The 16,947-nt window shown below is 58.5% G+C and carries 17 protein-coding genes; 7 read left to right on the top strand and 10 right to left on the bottom strand.

What is annotated here, in order from left to right:
• Nucleotides 1-196 precede the first annotated feature (196 nt).
• Nucleotides 197-883 (top strand): M48 family metallopeptidase, encoded by a 687-nt coding sequence (locus tag AC2FJC_RS03090; protein ID WP_058274516.1) that lies wholly within the window; start codon nt 197-199, stop codon nt 881-883.
• 71 nt (nt 884-954) lie between these two features.
• Here AC2FJC_RS03090 and AC2FJC_RS03085 read toward each other — a convergent pair whose 3' ends face one another.
• The 5 genes from AC2FJC_RS03085 to AC2FJC_RS03065 are packed head-to-tail and all read right to left on the bottom strand — an operon-like array spanning nt 955 to nt 6,169.
• Nucleotides 955-1,497 carry an RSP_2648 family PIN domain-containing protein gene (locus tag AC2FJC_RS03085; protein ID WP_496738375.1) on the bottom strand — a complete coding sequence of 181 codons (543 nt, stop codon included), beginning with the start codon at nt 1,495-1,497 and terminating at the stop codon, nt 955-957.
• Nucleotides 1,494-2,696, bottom strand: a complete 1,203-nt coding sequence (locus AC2FJC_RS03080) for an RSP_2647 family RNA methyltransferase (protein WP_496738374.1) — start codon at nt 2,694-2,696, stop codon at nt 1,494-1,496. The genes AC2FJC_RS03085 and AC2FJC_RS03080 overlap by 4 nt, the downstream gene beginning before the upstream one ends.
• 38 nt (nt 2,697-2,734) lie before the next feature.
• Nucleotides 2,735-3,007: a hypothetical protein gene (locus AC2FJC_RS03075; RefSeq protein WP_496738373.1), complete on the bottom strand. Its 273-nt coding sequence runs from the start codon at nt 3,005-3,007 to the stop codon at nt 2,735-2,737.
• Nucleotides 2,994-5,783 (bottom strand): [protein-PII] uridylyltransferase family protein, encoded by a 2,790-nt coding sequence (locus AC2FJC_RS03070; RefSeq protein WP_496738372.1) that lies wholly within the window; start codon nt 5,781-5,783, stop codon nt 2,994-2,996. Before AC2FJC_RS03070 ends, AC2FJC_RS03075 begins: the two co-directional genes overlap by 14 nt.
• Entirely contained in the window at nt 5,780-6,169 is a 390-nt protein-coding gene (locus AC2FJC_RS03065; protein WP_496738371.1) for a DUF4440 domain-containing protein, read from the bottom strand. Before AC2FJC_RS03065 ends, AC2FJC_RS03070 begins: the two co-directional genes overlap by 4 nt.
• A 147-nt stretch (nt 6,170-6,316) precedes the next feature.
• Here AC2FJC_RS03065 and AC2FJC_RS03060 point away from each other — a divergent pair, with 147 nt between their 5' ends.
• From AC2FJC_RS03060 to AC2FJC_RS03045, 4 genes are all read left to right on the top strand, one after another.
• Entirely contained in the window at nt 6,317-6,739 is a 423-nt protein-coding gene (locus AC2FJC_RS03060) for a DUF2852 domain-containing protein (RefSeq protein WP_496738370.1), read from the top strand.
• 65 nt (nt 6,740-6,804) lie between these two features.
• Nucleotides 6,805-7,236 carry an RDD family protein gene (locus AC2FJC_RS03055; RefSeq protein ID WP_496738369.1) on the top strand — a complete coding sequence of 144 codons (432 nt, stop codon included), beginning with the start codon at nt 6,805-6,807 and terminating at the stop codon, nt 7,234-7,236.
• A gap of 77 nt (nt 7,237-7,313) precedes the next feature.
• Entirely contained in the window at nt 7,314-8,138 is an 825-nt protein-coding gene (locus tag AC2FJC_RS03050) for an arginyltransferase (RefSeq protein ID WP_496738368.1), read from the top strand.
• Between the two features lie 6 nt (nt 8,139-8,144).
• On the top strand, nt 8,145-8,534 hold the full coding sequence (locus AC2FJC_RS03045) for a VOC family protein (protein WP_109311357.1): 390 nt from the start codon (nt 8,145-8,147) through the stop codon (nt 8,532-8,534).
• 135 nt (nt 8,535-8,669) lie between these two features.
• On the opposite strand, the gene AC2FJC_RS03040 is transcribed toward AC2FJC_RS03045, so the two are convergent.
• The 3 genes from AC2FJC_RS03040 to AC2FJC_RS03030 form a co-directional block, all read right to left on the bottom strand.
• Entirely contained in the window at nt 8,670-11,024 is a 2,355-nt protein-coding gene (locus AC2FJC_RS03040) for a TRAP transporter large permease subunit (protein ID WP_109311367.1), read from the bottom strand.
• 17 nt (nt 11,025-11,041) lie between these two features.
• A complete protein-coding gene (locus AC2FJC_RS03035; RefSeq protein ID WP_496738367.1) occupies nt 11,042-11,968 on the bottom strand; it encodes a TRAP transporter small permease subunit in 927 nt (308 codons plus the stop codon).
• A gap of 121 nt (nt 11,969-12,089) precedes the next feature.
• Nucleotides 12,090-13,172 carry a TRAP transporter substrate-binding protein gene (locus AC2FJC_RS03030; protein WP_058273960.1) on the bottom strand — a complete coding sequence of 361 codons (1,083 nt, stop codon included), beginning with the start codon at nt 13,170-13,172 and terminating at the stop codon, nt 12,090-12,092.
• A 248-nt stretch (nt 13,173-13,420) separates the two neighbouring features.
• Between AC2FJC_RS03030 and AC2FJC_RS03025 the strand changes: the two genes are divergently transcribed.
• Nucleotides 13,421-14,854: a cache domain-containing protein gene (locus tag AC2FJC_RS03025; RefSeq protein WP_496738366.1), complete on the top strand. Its 1,434-nt coding sequence runs from the start codon at nt 13,421-13,423 to the stop codon at nt 14,852-14,854.
• Nucleotides 14,851-15,498: a response regulator transcription factor gene (locus AC2FJC_RS03020; RefSeq protein ID WP_058277545.1), complete on the top strand. Its 648-nt coding sequence runs from the start codon at nt 14,851-14,853 to the stop codon at nt 15,496-15,498. The genes AC2FJC_RS03025 and AC2FJC_RS03020 overlap by 4 nt, the downstream gene beginning before the upstream one ends.
• Before the next feature lie 83 nt (nt 15,499-15,581).
• Here AC2FJC_RS03020 and AC2FJC_RS03015 read toward each other — a convergent pair whose 3' ends face one another.
• Together AC2FJC_RS03015 and AC2FJC_RS03010 are read right to left on the bottom strand one after the other, a co-directional pair.
• Nucleotides 15,582-15,965 carry a bleomycin resistance protein gene (locus AC2FJC_RS03015; RefSeq protein WP_282151453.1) on the bottom strand — a complete coding sequence of 128 codons (384 nt, stop codon included), beginning with the start codon at nt 15,963-15,965 and terminating at the stop codon, nt 15,582-15,584.
• Nucleotides 15,966-16,013: 48 nt separating this feature from the next.
• Complete coding sequence (locus AC2FJC_RS03010) at nt 16,014-16,859, bottom strand: HalD/BesD family halogenase (RefSeq protein WP_496738365.1); 846 nt, start codon at nt 16,857-16,859, stop codon at nt 16,014-16,016.
• Nucleotides 16,860-16,947 lie beyond the last annotated feature (88 nt).

The raw sequence follows: 16,947 nt of genomic DNA, 5'->3' as shown, positions 1-16,947 counted from the left end.
TGCCCTGCGACAAGTCTGGCAGCCGCGGTATTTCACCTGTTCACCTCAGTTTGATTGCCCTCAAAAGGGTTACCGGCGGCGATTTTCTTTTGCGCAGTGGGCCGTTGGAAGCAATGGACAACAATCTTGTTGTTAACGCGGAGTTTATGACACTGGGCTAGTTGCCTATTCCCCTGCCCAGAACCATATTTGTAAGATGCTACGTCTTACCCCGATCCTGCTGGCGATCGCCTATGCCATTGTGATGTACCGGATTTCCGTCTGGCGCACCCATAAGGATTTGGATGCAAAGTCGACTGAGCTGGCCGACCCAGCCCTGAAACGCATGACCGACCGGCTGGCTGCAGCGTTAGAGATCGACCGGGTGCCGGTCTACATCTATGAGATTGACCCGGTGAACGGTTTGGCAGCACCTGACGGGCGGATTTTCATCACGCGTGGATTCTACCGCAAATTTCGCAGTGGCGAGGTTTCCGCCGAGGAAATGGCCAGCGTCATCGCGCATGAATTGGGTCATGTGGCACTGGGGCATGCGCGCCGCCGGATGATCGATTTTTCCGGGCAGAATGCGCTGCGGGCCGCTTTGATGATGCTGCTGAACCGCTTTATCCCGTTCATCGGCGCGTGGATTGCCAATATGCTGACACACCTGTTGGCGTCGCGCCTGTCGCGCAGTGATGAGTATGAGGCTGATGAGTATGCCGCCGCATTGCTGACCAAAGCCGGGATCGGGATCGGGCCGCAGAAGTCGTTGTTTCACAAGCTGGAAGACCTGACGCAGCAGCGTGCTGGCGTTGTGCCCGCCTGGTTGATGAGCCATCCAAAAACAGACGAACGGATCGCGGCCCTGGAGGCATTAGAGCAGCGTTGGACCCGTGGCTGATTTAAAGGCAGCGAGAGGCCAGCCTCTCGCGCTCTCCGGGATATTTTTAGCCGGATGAAGCTGAATCCCGGTTACGCGGCGAGCGCTTTGCCCAGACGTGGGAGACGGGCTTTTTTCATCAACGGGCGCAAGGTCCATTGGTCGCCCGACAGGCGGTTGGCCTCGGCCAGGACACGGTTGGCTGTGTCGCTTATGCCCCCGGGATCGGATTGCCAGAATCCGTGCAGCAGACTGTCCGGATCGCGGCGGTCCAGCCCTTCCTCGGACAGGATGTTTCGGGGAAAGTCTTTGGCGTTGACGGTAACGATCACGTCCGCCGACGATGCAACGGCCGTTGCCAGAACGTGGATATCCGCGCTGTCCGGCAGCCAGAGCCGCTGTTCGACATTGGTTGCTGCAGGAAACTCGGCTTTCGGCCAATTGGCTTGCGCCAGTGCAATTTCAGCACGAGCCTGAGCCTCGCCTGTAGGGCCCAGCTTGCGGGCCGCGCGCGCCCATTCCTCGAGGATGCGCGCCGACCACACGGGGGTGAAATGGCCTAGTTTGGCAGCGCCGAGCAACATCTCTCGCATCACCGTGGGGTAGATGACGCAGGTATCCAGAACCGCCTTCACAGCCGGTAGAACACGGCTTTGAGATAGCCGCTTTCCGCCAGTTGCGGCAGTTGCGGATGGTCGGGTCCCGCAAATCCCGTATGGATCAGTTGCGCCTGTCGCCCCGCCCGACCAATCCCCCGAGACGACGCGTCACGGAACCGCCCCAGATCAGCCGCGTGCGAGCACGAGCACAGGCCCAGATAGCCGCCGGGTTTGACCAGAGCTGCCGCCAAGCGGGCCACACGTTCATAGGCGCGCAGGCCCGCGTCCAGCGCTTGTCTGGAAGGTGCAAAGGCTGGCGGATCACAGATGACGACGTCGAACTGTGCGCCCTCTTCACCCAATTGGGTCAGGACCTCGAAGGCGTCGCCTTGACGGGTTTGGAATGTGTCCGCAAAACCAGAGGCCTCGGCCCCTTTGGTCGCGAGATCCAGCGCGGCTGCAGATCCATCCACAGACAGCGCCTGCCCCGCGCCACCGGCCAGCATGGCCAGTCCGAAGCCACCCACGTGGCTGAAGACGTCCAATACCTGCGCGCCGGGTTGGACCAGTCGCGCCGCGAAGGCATGGTTCGGGCGTTGGTCATAGAATAGACCGGTTTTCTGACCGCCGGTCAGATCGGCCATGTAGGTCGCGCCGTTCATCGGCACCGGCAGCGGCGCATCGGGCGCAGTGCCACGCAGGGTGAGGTTCACATCGTCCAGACCTTCCAGCCCTCGGGTTCGCCCCGAGGCGTTTTTGAGCACGGTTGTCACGCCGGTGACAGTGACCAGAGCCTCGGTCAGAGTTTCCAGATGCGCCTCGGCCCACGCGGCATTGGGCTGGATCACACAGGCATCGCCGAACCGGTCGATAATGACGCCGGGAAAGCCGTCCGCTTCGGCGTGGATCAGGCGATAATAGGGCGCGTCGAACAGGCGTTCGCGCATCTCAAGCGCGCGGCGCAGGCGGGTTTCGAACCAAGCTGCGTCCAGTTGCCCGTCCAGATCGCGGTCCAGAACGCGGCACATGATTTTGGAGTCGGGGTTCACCGCAACCAGCGCGATGGGCGCGCGTTTGTCATCCTCAAGCACTGCCAGCGCCCCTGCCGGGATTTTACGCGTCCGGCGATCCGTCACAATGTCATTGGCATACACCCACGGAAAACCGTGGCGCAGGCCACGTGCGTTGGCTTTGGGTTTCAGGCGGATACGGGGGTGATCGGCAGTTTGGGTCATGACGCCCTCATAGTCGCGAATACCCCGAGGGAAAAGCCCTAGCGGTCGCGCGATCGCCAACCGCCGCGCCGCTTGGGGGTTTTGGCAGATTGCAACCCCTCGGCCAACACCTGTGTCATCGGGTGATCGGCGTCCTGTTGGGAATAGGAGGCATGCAGATCGATCAGCGCCTGGGATTGGTCCCGTTCAGCGGGCAGGCTCAGCGCCCAGTCCAGAAAAATGCTGCGGCATTCAGGCAATGTGATGCCTTCGATCCGATACGCCTCGCGGATCAACCCTTTGTGATCATTTGGATCTTTACTCTGCACCATCATCTTCGTCCCTGATCACGCCGCCAATAATCTCAGCGGCCGTGCTGTAGTTGTCTTGCAGCGCGCTTTGCAGCTGTTCAACCTGTTCAAATCCAGTCGCGCGGCACAGGAAGGCAGCCCCCCCTTCGCCGACATTGTCAGCTTCGATGACCTTGCCGGACAACAAGCGCGCCGCGCATTGTACGGACCAGCATAGGTCGTAGCAGTCCTTCAGCGTTTGCGCCTGAGCGACGTCCAACAAACCAGCAGCGACGGCGCCGTCCAAACCGGAATGCACATCGCGCTGTTCCACGCCTGACAACATCGCCCCAGTTTCAGCCATCAGTTCGATATCCATCATCCGGCCGGGGCCGTTTTTGGCGTCCCAGACCCCTGCTGGTGATTTGGCAGCGGCCAAGCGGGCGCGCATCTCGGCCACTTCGCGCAGGGCCTTCTGCTGGTCACGCGGTTGCGACAGCAGGTTTGTGCGGAACGTCTCGATATCTTCGGCCAGACCTTCGTCTCCGGCGATCACGTGGGCCCGTGTCAGGGCGAGATGTTCCCAAACCCACGCTTCGTTCTGCTGATAGTTGGTAAAGCTGGCCCAACTTGTCGCCACCGGCCCCTGATTGCCCGACGGGCGCAAGCGCATATCGACCTCATACAATCGCCCCTGTGACATCGGCGCGGACAGCGCCGTAATCAGCGCCTGCGTGAACCGGGCATAATAGGTGCGGGTCGCTAATGGACGCGGTCCCTCGGACATATCTTGATCCAGAGGGTCATAGATCACGATCATATCCAGATCGGATTGCGAGTTGATCCGCCCAGCCCCAAGTGACCCCATGCCCAGCACGGTTGCACCGCGCCCCGGTGCAGGGCCGTGTTTACGGGCAAAATGATCCGATACGCGCGGCAGGATCGCGGCAATCACCGCGCTTGCAAGCTGAGTGTATTGCTGCCCCGCCTGTTCACCATCAATCAGCCCGCGCAGGTAATGAACGCCAACGCGGAAGTGCCATTCCTTGCACCAGCGGCGGGCCAGATCCAACTGGCTTTCGTAATCTGATTCCTCTGAAAGGGCCTGATCCAGATCCGCCTGCAGCGTAGCCTGCCCCGGCCAGTCGCTAAAGAAACTGCCGCCGATCACCGCATCAAACACCGATGCATTGCGCGACAGATGCGCCGCAAGCGCGTGGGATGTCCCGACAATATCAATCAGCAGGTCGATCAGTTGGGGGTTGGCCTCGAACAGTGAAAACAGTTGAACGCCGGCGGGCAGGCCTGACAGAAAACCATCAAGTGCCCGCAGCGCCTCGTCTGGTTGCGCTGTTTTTGCCAAACGCGATAGCAGCTCGGGCTTGAGGCGTTCGAAAATCCGCGCGCCGCGTTGCGATCGCAGTGCGGGATATGTCGTCCAGCGGGCCAGAACGTTCTGGTCAAAATCCACCTCGCCAATTGGCGCGCGCGTCGAGGAACCGGGCGCAAAAAAGCCTTCGGTCAGGTCGTGCACTTCGGTCAGCCTGTGGGTCAGGTCACGGGTCAGTTCGTCGACGTCGATCCCCATCAGGCAAGCGACGCGTTCTATCCCGTCCGGCGATTGCGGCACCTTGTGGGTCTGAGCGTCATGGACCATCTGGATACGGTGTTCGACCTCACGATGGGCGCGGTAGTGATCGGTCAGCTTGTCAGCCACGTCCTGCGGGACCCAATCCTTTTCGGCAAGCGCCGCCAATCCGGGCACCGTACCGCGCACACGCAGGTCAGGGTCGCGACCCCCAGCGATCAACTGGCGGGTCTGGGTAAAGAATTCGATCTCGCGAATACCGCCCTGCCCCAGTTTCATGTCATGACCCGGAATAGTCAGAGCACCGCCGGTTCCCTTATTTTCACGTATGCGCAGGCGCATGTCGTGAGCGTCCTGAATCGCGGCGAAGTCCAGATGTCGCCGCCAGACAAAGGGGCGCAGCGTATCCAGAAACCGTTGTCCGGCCGCAATATCGCCCGCGCAAGGGCGCGCCTTGATATAGGCCGCGCGCTCCCATGTCCGGCCCAAGCTTTCATAGTACCGCTCGGCTGCCTCGGCCGCCATACAGACCGGCGTCACAGCCGGATCCGGGCGCAACCGCAGATCGGTGCGGAACACATACCCATCCGCCGTCTTATCGCTGAGCGTGGCGCAGAAATTGCGTGTCGCCCGCACCATGCCCTGCCGCGCTTCGTAGAAGTCATCGGGATCAAACCGCGTCTCATCGAACAGGACGATCAAGTCGATGTCCGAGCTGTAATTCAACTCGTATGCGCCCATCTTGCCCATCGCCAGAATAATCATCCCTGCGGCGGTCTCGATATCGTCCGGGCCCATCCCCGGCAGTTTGCCGCGTCGGATCAGGTTGGCGATCTCGGCCTTGGCCGCCACATCCGCCGCCAACGCGCCAAAATCGGTTAGCGCCGCGGTCACCTTTTCCAACGGCCACGCGCCCGCCAGATCAGCCAGTGCGGTCAGCAACGCCATCCGTCGCTTGGCCAGCCGCAGCCCCGGTTTCAACTGATCCGGTTGTAGCATTCGCGCAGCCTGCAAAACGTCGGCCAGCGCGTCATCGGGGTGTTGCAACGCTGAGGCCAACCAATCGTTTTCGTGATCAATCAAGTTTTTCAGATAGGGGCTGGACCCAGCTGCCCCTGCGATCAACTCGCCCTGTTCGGATGTAATGCCGCTGACCGCTGCGCGCGCATCATCGCCAAGCGACTGATCGAATGCTCGTGGCAAGCGCTGAATGGAAAGAGGCGCGGTCATTTCCCCTCCAGAGGCGTATCCTGACTGAAACTGTTGACCCAGACGTCATGCCGCCGTTCCCAAAGCGACGAGATTAGCATTGCCTCCCGACCCTTGGCCTTGGGTCGCTGATAGTCGGCCCGGTATGACAGCAGAACAATGTCCAAGGTCAAAACCCGCAACCGGGTGTCGCTTAGCTCATAGCGCGCCATCGTCGGCGCGTCGGCAAACTGCCCCACATGATCATTCCGGTTCGCAAATCCCGTCGGATAAACCCCAAGGAAATCCGAGCTCAGCAAGGCCCGGTCTGCGGCTGCATTGCCTTCCATTAGGGCGGTCCAAACCTGCTTTTCCAGGTTCAGAATTTCATCCAGCGTCGGAGGTGTCGTATTTTCAATATGTTGCATAGGCGGAAAGTGCGCCCGTTCCACAGCAAGGTCAACCACCGCAAATTACAAAATGTAAATCATTTTTACATCGACCCCTTGCAACCCGCACTTCAGCCCCCATCTAGACAATGTGAAAGCAATTTACATCAAACCCGGAGAACCCAAATGACCGCATTGTCCGACCACGCCGTCCCACAAAATCCGGGGTGGCTCTCTCGTGCCGAAGCTTGGATGGATGACAAGGGCAAAGGGGCCTGGATCGCCGCCATGGTCCTTGGTTTCATCTTTTTCTGGCCCGTTGGCCTGGCGCTTCTTGCCTATATGATCTGGAGCAAACGCATGTTCAGCAAATCCTGCAGCCGTCGCAAATCCTGGCACAGCCACATGAGTGCGATGAAGCCATCCGGCAATAGCGCGTTTGACGCCTACAAGTCCGACACCCTGGCCCGGCTCGAGCGCGAACAACAGGAATTCGAATCCTTCCTGCGCCGCCTGCGTGACGCCAAAGACAAGGCTGAGTTTGACCAGTTCATGGACGAACGCGCCCGTGAAAACAGTGATGAGGCTGAAAACGGCGAACGCGCCTAAGCCGACCTTGCCCTGTCCCGACATTCGGGACAGGGTGTCCTAAATTCTCAGCCGGAAATCAAAATATGACCCACCTGCCCGACCCAGACCGACAGCCGGAGTTTTACCAGTCTGTCGCGACCAAGCGTTTTATCGCCTGGCTTTTCGACATCGCCTTTATCTCGCTGTTGTGTACGGTGGCCATCCTGCTGACCTTTGGTCTGGGCTTTTTCGTTCTGGCCTTGATCTATGCCGTCGTCAGTTTCGTCTACCGCGTGATTACCATCGCCAATGGCTCGGCCACACTGGGCATGCGCTTTATGGGGATCGAACTGCGCGATTCATTCGGATCCCGGATGGATTTTGGCAAAGCGGTGGCCCACACGGCCGGTTATTTTGTCAGCATGGCCTTTCCGGTCATACAAATCATCTCGGTCATCATGATGCTGACCAGCGCACGTGGCCAGGGACTTACTGATGCGTTCCTTGGAACTGTCATGATCAACCAGCGCGCGTAAAAAATTCAACGACGTGAATCACTTGGCGGTTTTAGGATCGGTTGTTATCATCCGGTCCAAGGAAACACGGAACGTTCATGCGACACACGCTGCCAATCGCGCCACAATTCTATGTGACGGCCCCACAGCCTTGCCCTTACCTTGAGGGCAGGATGGAGCGTAAATTGTTCACTGCCCTTCAGGGGGAAGGTGCGGATCAGCTGAATAACTCATTGTCCCAACAAGGGTTTCGCCGATCGCAAAATGTGTTGTACCGCCCGTCCTGCTCCGATTGTGCAGCCTGTTTGTCGGCCCGGATCGACGTGACGGTCTTCCGCCCAAGCAAAAGTCAGAAACGCGCGGCCAAACGCAACGCGTACCTGCAACGCAGGGCAAATTCTCCCTGGGCCACGGATGAGCAATACGAACTCTTCCGCCGCTACCTGGATACCCGCCACGCGGATGGTGGAATGGCCGATATGGACGTTTTCGAGTTCGCCGCGATGATCGAAGAAACCCCGATCCGCAGCCGGGTCGTGGAATATGCCGACCCAAGTACCGGAGATCTGATCGGCGTTAGCCTGACGGATGTCCTGGATGACGGCCTCAGCATGGTCTACTCGTTCTACACCCCCCAGCAACCGCAAAACTCGCTGGGCACGTATATGATCCTCGATCACATCGACATCGCGCGCGAAGCCGGGTTGCCATATGTCTACCTCGGATACTGGGTGCCGGGCAGCCCCAAGATGGGTTACAAAGCGCGCTTCTCAGGGCTTGAGGCCTATTACCAGGGCGAATGGATCAGCGTAAACAACCCATCTGAACTGACGGATTCCAGCCGCCACCCTTTGTCCACCGCGCCAATCGCGGAACAGGTTGCCAGCATCCAACTGCCCGACCGCCACCCTACCAAAGGCTGATATCCCATGCCCCAAAGTCTTTTCGCCGTCACCCTCGTGGTGCCGGACTACGATGACGCGATCGCCTTCTATACCCAAACACTCAGTTTCACCCTGCAGCAGGATATTGATCTCGGCGGTGGCAAACGCTGGGTCCGGGTTGCCCCGCCGGGTTCGGGCGACGCATCCCTGCTGCTGGCCAAGGCAGATAGCCCAAGCCAGACCGCTGCCGTTGGAAACCAAACCGGCGGGCGCGTCGGCTTTTTCCTTCAAACCGATGATTTCCAACGTGACCACAACGCAATGATCACTGCAGGCGTCCATTTCGAGGAAGACCCACGCAATGAGCCCTATGGCATCGTCGCCGTCTGGCGCGACCCGTTCGGCAATCGCTGGGATCTGATCCAGTTCACCTGATCTGCACTTCATCTGGCAAAAAATATCCCGGGGTTGAATTGGTCGCATACCAAGAAGGGGCAGCGCCCCTTCCCCCAAACACCAAAGCAAAGGGGGCCCAAAGGCCCCCTTTTCAATTTGGTTATGAACGTCGCATCAATTCGGGATCAGATCCGGAACAATGGTCACGATCGACGGGAAGAACCACAGGATCGCAATCCCGACCACCTGAATGATCACGAACGGAATGATCCCACGGTAGATGTGGCCTGTTGTGACTTCTTTGGGCGCGACGCCTCGTAAGTAGAATAGCGCAAACCCAAACGGCGGCGTAAGGAACGACGTCTGAAGGTTCACCGCCACCATGATCGTCACCCATTTCGGATCGAACGAGCCACCATAAATCACCGGTCCCACGATGGGGATCACGATGTAGATGATCTCAAGGAAATCCAGCACGAAGCCCAGAATGAACAGCACCAACATCACGATCAGGAAGACCGTGAACTCGTTGTCAAAGCTGCGCAGGAACTGCTGAATATAGTGCTCACCCCCGAACGAGATCACCACCAGGTTCAGCAGTTGCGATCCGATCAGGATGGTGAACACCATCGAGGTCACCTTGGCCGTCTCGCGCACCACCGGCGTCAGAACACCGCTGGTGAACAGAACCCAGCACCCAAACAACAGACCGAATAGGGCATACAGATAAGCACCGTAAGCAATTATGAAGGCGACCCAGGTCTCAAAGTTCACATTGCTCTGATTGATGCGCAGATCAAAGTTCACGCCCATCAGCAGCGCAATGATCACGGCAAAAGTGGCCCAGATGATCACCTTGCCGGAACGCTCCTGATCCTGCAGCTTGCGATAGGCTGCCAGCATGATCGCTCCGCCCGCTCCCAACGCGGCCGCTGGTGTCGGGTTGGTCACACCGCCCAGAATTGATCCTAGCACCGCGATAATCAGAACCAATGGCGGAAAGACCACCCGGATCAAATCATTCGTGGCACACCGGGCTGCCGCCTCCTTGCAGCCGTACATTGCCAAGGCAAAGGGCAAAGCCAGAAGGACGAAGGTCAATCCCGAAGACGTTGTTGGTGCAATCAGCAGAACATCAACCAGCAACATCAACAGCAGACCGATAGCGCCCAAAATCAACGGCTGCGTCGGTTTGGACGGCGCAATGCCGCGGCCCATGACCAGTGTCAGACCCAGCAGAACCACAATCACCGCAACACCAGTACCAATCGGCGCCGCAGCGGCGATCTTGGCCTCGCGCGCCTCGACCAGCGCCTCTTCGCTCAGTCGTTCGGCGTTGGCGACACCACCAGCGGCGTCAATCGTTTCCTGCTCGGATACGGCCTGATCCCAGGCGGATTGTCCGTGCAGCTCGATCATCGACACCTTGCACTGCTCGGAAACATTGGTGCGCAGCGACGCGCCCGCACCGATGTCTGAAAACGCCGAGACGTTGATGTTCTGGCTGCCAATGACCCCCGAGCTGCCCAGCAGGACTGCGCCAACGATCAGGGCGACAGGTGCTCCAAGCAACCAAGTCAGGCCTTCACTGCGCGTGATCGGCTCACCACTTCCGCCGGACATTGGAACTGCCGGGGCTTTCTCAGGGTTCAACAGTGCATAGCCAAAGGCATAAAGCGCATAGAGCAACGCTAACATGATCCCCGGCAACAAGGCGGCCTGGAACAGCGTTCCGACCGAAACCACAGCCGGTTCCCCCAGATAGGTCAGCGCATCGGTACAGCCTGCGTCCTGAGCGCGCGTTTCCTGCGCGGTTGAATAGAGATCACCCGCCAAGGTGCCCAACAAAACGATCACGATGGACGGCGGAATGATCTGCCCCAACGTGCCCGATGCCGCAATCACACCCGTCGCCAGTTCAGGCGAGTAGTTGTTGCGCAACATGGTCGGCAGCGCCAGCAGGCCCATGGTTACCACGGTCGCACCAACAATACCGGTCGAGGCCGCCAGGAATGCACCCACGACCACGATCGACACGGCCAGACCACCCGGCAGCGGTCCAAAGACGCGCGCCATTGTGGTCAGCAGATCGTTCGCGATCTTTGAGCGTTCCAGCGTGATGCCCATCAAAACGAACATCAGGACGGCCAGCAGGGTCTCAATAGACTGCCCCGCCAGAACGCGTTCGTTCATGCGGTTCACGATGAACGAGACATTGCGGTCCAGCGCGGTTTCCCAGCCTTGCACAAAGACCGGCTCGGCGATCCTTGGTAAGTCCGGGAAGCGGAACACCGACACCGTGTCCGGTTTGACGCCCGAATTCACAAGGTCTCGGTATGCTTGGGAACTGGTATCAATTGCCTGGTGTATTAACAGACCGGCACTGTCCAGCGCGGCGATGATCCCGAATGAGATGATACCGGCCCCACCGATGGCAAAAGCCACCGGGAACCCGGAAAGGATGCCCCCGAAGAGGCAGAAGAATACGATAATGAGGCCTATCTCGACGCCATCAAGTCCGAATAACATAGTCTGGGTCTCCGTCCCTAATGTGCGCCTTCGTAGGCTTCTTCACCCTCGCCAAGGCTGTCCTTGTCGAGATATTTTCCAACGCTGTCCGGCCCTTCCACGTATTCCAGATACGAGCGGTACAGGAATGCGATCGCGTGCAAGAACACCATGGCCGCAAAAGCCACCAGCAGTATCTTGAACAAGAAGTATCCGTTGAACCCATTTGGGCTGAAACCGATGGTTTCAATGTTCCAGCGCAGCGCGCGGGATTTCATCACCAAACGATCCAGCGTGTCACTGGCCGACGGTTTCGGCACGATCAGGTGCCGCCACATGAAGTACCAGCCATACATCCAGGTCAGCACCGCCATTGGCATCATGAAGAAAACCGCACCCAACATGTCGACCACGCGTTTGGCGCGGTGACTGATACCTGCATAGATAAGGTCAACACGTACGTGACCGCCTTGCACGAATGTATATGTGCAGCACAGGCAGACGACCATCGCGTTATAGAGTTTCAGCTCTTCTGCGAACCAGCTGATATCCATCTGAAACGGAATACCCAGTCCAAACGACATATCCGGGCGGGTAAACACGCGTTGCATGAACACGATGACGATCTGCTGAATGACCATCAACAGACCGGCCCAGGCAAAGAAACGCCCGGTGGTGTTGGCGAACCCTTCCAGGCCTCGCACCATGCCCCACATGAAATTCCGGTAGTACAGCCCGATGACCGTCAGAACCAGAAAGAGTGTGAAAACCACAAAGAAGAACTCGACTGATCCACCGTAGTAGACAAAGCGCATGATCGCTTCTTTGTCCGACCAGTTCAGCCAGAGTTGCGGATGCGTGATGGCGTATCCGAAATTATAGAAGGCTTCGGCAATGTTTTGAACGAACCACACAAGTCCGTTCCACAGGGCGCCGAAGAACGAGATACCGTTTTCGTCCTGCATGTTGTCCCCAGGTCGTATCAGTTGCACTGCTGATTATAGCGGTTTGATGGGTCCGCGCATACGCAACAGAGAAAGGTTTCCCCGCGAAGGCGGGAAAACCAATTGATCGTTTGGAAAACGTTTAGCCGCGGACGCGGTTACGCTGTGTTGTGTAAACACCCGACGACAGGTCCTGCCAGCCGGCCGACGATGCCGACGACGCCATGTGGCTGTCGTGGATTTTCTTGAACAGCTCGTCGCCCATGTTTTCGTCCAGCACTTCTTGGCTGGCTTGACCGAACGCATCCCAAACGCTGTCGGGGAATTCCATGACCTTGACGCCACCTGATTGCAGACGCTGCAGGGCCGCACCGTTATTGGCCAGGAATTGTGCCAAGTTCCACTGGTGGCATTCAGCCGCCGCGATCTCAATGATCTTCTGCTGCGCAGGTGTCAGGCTTTCGAACACGTCGCGGTTGGTTGCCAGCGACAGGCCTGCATTGGGCTCGTGGAAACCGGCGGTGTAGTAAACCTTGGTGATTTCCTGGAAACCGGCTTTTTCGTCAGCCCACGGACCAATCCACTCGGTACCGTCGATCGCACCGGACGACAGCGCCTGATATACTTCAGAGCCCGGAATGTTTTGCACGGACGCGCCCAGTTTACCCAGAGCTTGGCCACCCAGACCGGGCATACGGAATTTCAGACCTTGGAAGTCTTCTGGACCGTTGATCTCTTTCGAGTACCAGCCACCCGCCTGCGCGCCCGTGTTACCTGCCAGGAACGACTTCAGACCAAAGATCTGGCCCAGCTCGTCATGCAGCTCCATGCCGCCGTCCTGATAGTACCAGTTCACCATTTCCTGAGCGGTCATGCCGAACGGAACAGCGGTGAAGAAGGCATAGCCCGGGTGCTGGCCAACAAAGTAGTAGTCCGCCGCGTGATACATGTCGGCCTGACCCGACGAAACCGCGTCAAAGACTTCGAATGCGCCAACCAATTCACCGGCAGCCTTGATGTCCACGGTCAGGTTGCCGTCCGACATCGCAGTGATGCTGTCGGCGCAACGCTGTGCGCTGTCGAAAACACCCGCCAGGCCGCGACCCCACGAGGTTACCATGGTCAGCGTGCGCTTACCCTGCGCATATGCCGGTGCCGCCAGCGTGGTGGCTGCAGCTGCCGAGCCGCCCAGAGCAGATGTTTTTAGAAATGAACGACGATCCATATGAGTGTTCCTCCCCTACATATTCAAAACCCGAGCGATTGCCGGGCGTAGTCGTTTTCAGTGCGCGTCAGCCTAATGACCACGATGTGAATGTGAATACCTAGTACTACGTAGGGGATCGTGTTTTTGATGTTTTCCCGAGTGCAAACCGTGACAAATGCAAAATAATTCTGCGCGCCGGCCCTCTCAAATGCGCCAATTCACCAAAAATTTTGCAATTTGCCGCCTGCTTGCGTATCGATTCGCCTATGAGGGGATTCCGTAATCTGATTTCACTGACCTACGGCCAGAAATTGTCGCTTGTGGCGGCGATCCCTCTGGTCGTCGCAGTGGCGGCGATTGCGTTCTTCGTGGTTCATGAATCCCGGGCCACCGCCGAACGTGAAATTGAAGCGCTTGAGCGGCGACTGATTGAAGCCAAGAAAGAAGAACTTAAGAACTATGTCACGCAGGCTCGCAACGGGTTTGCCTATATCTACGGACGGGCATCTACAGAGGATAAGGTCGCGCAGAACCTTGTGACGCAAATCCTGTCAGCGATGATCTACGGCAAGGACGGGTTCTTTTTTGTCTATGACTATGACGGCAACAATCTCGTCAGCCCGCGCCAGACCGAATTTATCAACCGGAACTGGGAGGGGCTGACCGATAGCGACGGCACTCCTGTTGTGGACGAATTCATCAGCCTGGCCCGTCAAGGTGCGGGCTGGCACAGTTTCATGTGGCAGAAACCCTCGACCGGGGAAGAAGCGCAAATGATCGCCTATGTGGTCGGCCTGCAGGATTGGCGGTGGGCTGTCGGCACAGGAGTTTTCATCGACGACATCGTCGCGACAGTCGCCAACGCACGGGCCGAGGTCGAGGCCCGAGTGCAACGGACTTTCTCGTATATAGGCGCAATTGTTCTTGCCGCGGTGTTGGTTGTCTTCACCTCGGGCATGTTGCTGAACGTCCGCGAGCGCCGCTTGGCAGATGCCAAACTCAAGGAACTGACGCAGCGGGTTTTTGATGCGCAAGAGGAAGAGCGTGGGCGCGTGGCGCGCGAATTGCATGACGGTATCAGTCAGATCCTCGTCGGTGTCCGCTATGCGCTGGACAATGCCCGCCGCCGCCTGTCTCGCGGTGACGATGCCGGGGCGCAGGCACCTCTGGAAAAGGGCATCGACAATCTAGGCTCCGCCATTACCGAAGTCCGCCGCATCAGCCGCGACCTGCGGCCCGGCGTGCTGGATGATCTGGGCCTTGGCCCTGCCCTCAAGGCGCTGACCGACGATTTCTGCGAACGCACCGGGATCGAAACCGAATTCTCGACCGTGGTGTTCCGCAACCGGCTGGACCAGGACAGCAAGATCGCTCTGTATCGCATCGCCCAAGAAGCGCTGACCAATATCGAGCGTCATTCCGGGGCGACACGTGTTACAATCGACCTGCGCGGCCACAAGAAAGGCGCGACAATGCGGATCACCGACAATGGCCGTGGGTTACGCACCACACCTGACCCCGCCAACCCCGGTATCGGCCTGCGCAACATGCAGGAACGCATCGAACAGCTTGACGGATCGCTGCGCATTCTGTCATCACGCGCCCCACGCAGCGGCACAGTGATCGAGGTCAGCCTGCCTCTGAGCCATATGCTGCCGCCGCAAGAGGACGCAACGCCTAACCGAAAGGCTGGTACATGAGCGATCAGACAATCCGGGTTCTTATCGTTGACGACCACCCCATGGTCGCCGAAGGGATTCAGTCGATCCTTGAAAGCTATGATGAGATCGAGGTGGTCGGGACCTTGGGCAGCGGACAAGAGGCTGTGGATCAGGCGACCGATCTTGCGCCCGACGTGATCCTGATGGACCTGAACATGCCCGGTTTAGGCGGCCTTAGCGCGACCGAGATCATTCTGGAACGCCTGCCCCGGACACGCATCCTGATCCTGTCCATGCATGACAGCCCCGAATACATCTCGACCGCGCTGAGCCACGGCGCCAGCGGATACGTGCTCAAGGACGTGCCGACGGACGAGATCAAACAGGCCATCGACGCAGTGATGCGTGGTGAGCAGTACTTGTGCACCGGAGCCAGTGGATCGCTTCAGCCCAAAGGCGATAGCGCCCGCGAGGCATTGACCGGGCGCGAACAGACAATTCTGCTGGAATTGGCGCAGGGCAAATCCAACAAGGAAGTCGCCGCAGCATTGGATATCTCGGTTCGAACCGTTGAAACGCACCGCAAGAACATCCGGCGCAAACTTGGGATTTCATCCACCGCTGGCCTGACCCGCTATGCGCTTGAACATGGCGTACTACAAGGCACAAGCCCTGGCTTCTGACCCCGCAGCGCGGAATGCGCTGCCTGGCCCAACCGGAGGACGTGCGCCGAAGGCGCATCGACGACGGGCGGGAGCTTTTTAACTCAAGACTTTGCTCGCAAACCTTCGCCAAAAAACACCAGTGTTCCGTCCTCATCCAGGACGTGAAACTCGCGTTGTTGATACGGCTGATCAAACGGCGGACGCACGCGCCCCTCTGGTAAATCAGCCAACCCTGCCTTGAGGGTTTCATACAGATCATCAATCCCGGCCACATCGATGTAAAAGGACTGATCATCCCCCAAGGCACGCCCATCATCGCGTGGTGGGCATTCAAGCAATCGGATGGCAACCTTGCCACGCGACAGGAAGGCGTAATTATCCTGCCTGAAACCGCAGGAAAATCCCAACCGATCGCAATAAAAATCAATCTGCTTTTGCAGTGACGAACACAGAACAAATGGCGTGAGCTGTAGCAATTCCGGCATGTGCCCCTCCGACGGTAGCCCCTGCTCTCGATTGTAACCCGCGACCGGTCAATCCAACAACTGATCCTTGCGCAATCCAGCACGCTGGTGATGATGCGGCAGAACCCGCCCATACAGCTGTTGGGTACGCTCAACCCCGCCACACATGCCTTCGGCTTCGACAAAGGAAAAGATGCCGACATATCGGCAGCGCGTTCCTTGTACCGGGGCGACCCGGTGCAATGCGTATCTGCCCTTGAAGATCTGCAGATCCCCGGGCTGCAGCTCCAACGTCCTGACCAGTGCCCGGTTTCCGTCCAGCACCGAAGCCACGGATGAGAAATTTTCGTCCTCGATGCCGCGCAGGTTCGGCACGTATTCAAAGGCCCCACCCGCCTCGCCATTCTGGATGGCCAGTGTCACGGTGTAGTTGTTGGTATCAAAATGCCAGGGAAAGCCCTGCCCTTCCTCGACCACGTTGACAATCACATCCGCCAGCGGGTCGTCATAGCGAAAGAACCGATCCTCCGGCTCATCCAGCCCATCGCGTATGAACGGCAAAAAGCCCTCGAATTCATAGATTCGGCGCAGCGGACCCGATTTGGGAAAGTTATCCGCCGGAACGAAGGCGTTCGACCGGTCATAGAATCTGCGTATTGGGTGATTCAGGTCCAACCGGGGATCGTCCTTTGAGAAATAAGCGTTGGTGCGGTTGAAAGAGCGGTGCGCCCGGTCGGCCACGGCATCCGCCTCTTTCATTAGCTGCGCCAAACCTTCGGGGTGGACAAAACCGGGCAAAACGGCGCAGCCGTCCTGATTCAACTCGCGGCGCAGATCACCGATCAGTCGTTCATAAGCGCGCGAGTCCGGGCAATCGATCGGATACCGCCCCAGATCAACCAGATCATGGATCATCCTCCGCCTCCCTTCCTTGTTCGGTCAATCTCAGCGTGCCGCAGTCAAAACTGCTCATCATGCTTGTTTCGGACATCGCGATGCCGCT

The sequence above is a fragment of the Ruegeria sp. CDSB117 genome (genome assembly GCF_059611005.1).
Note: the sequence above shows the minus strand (reverse complement) of the source record. Positions and strands in the feature narration are given on the sequence as shown.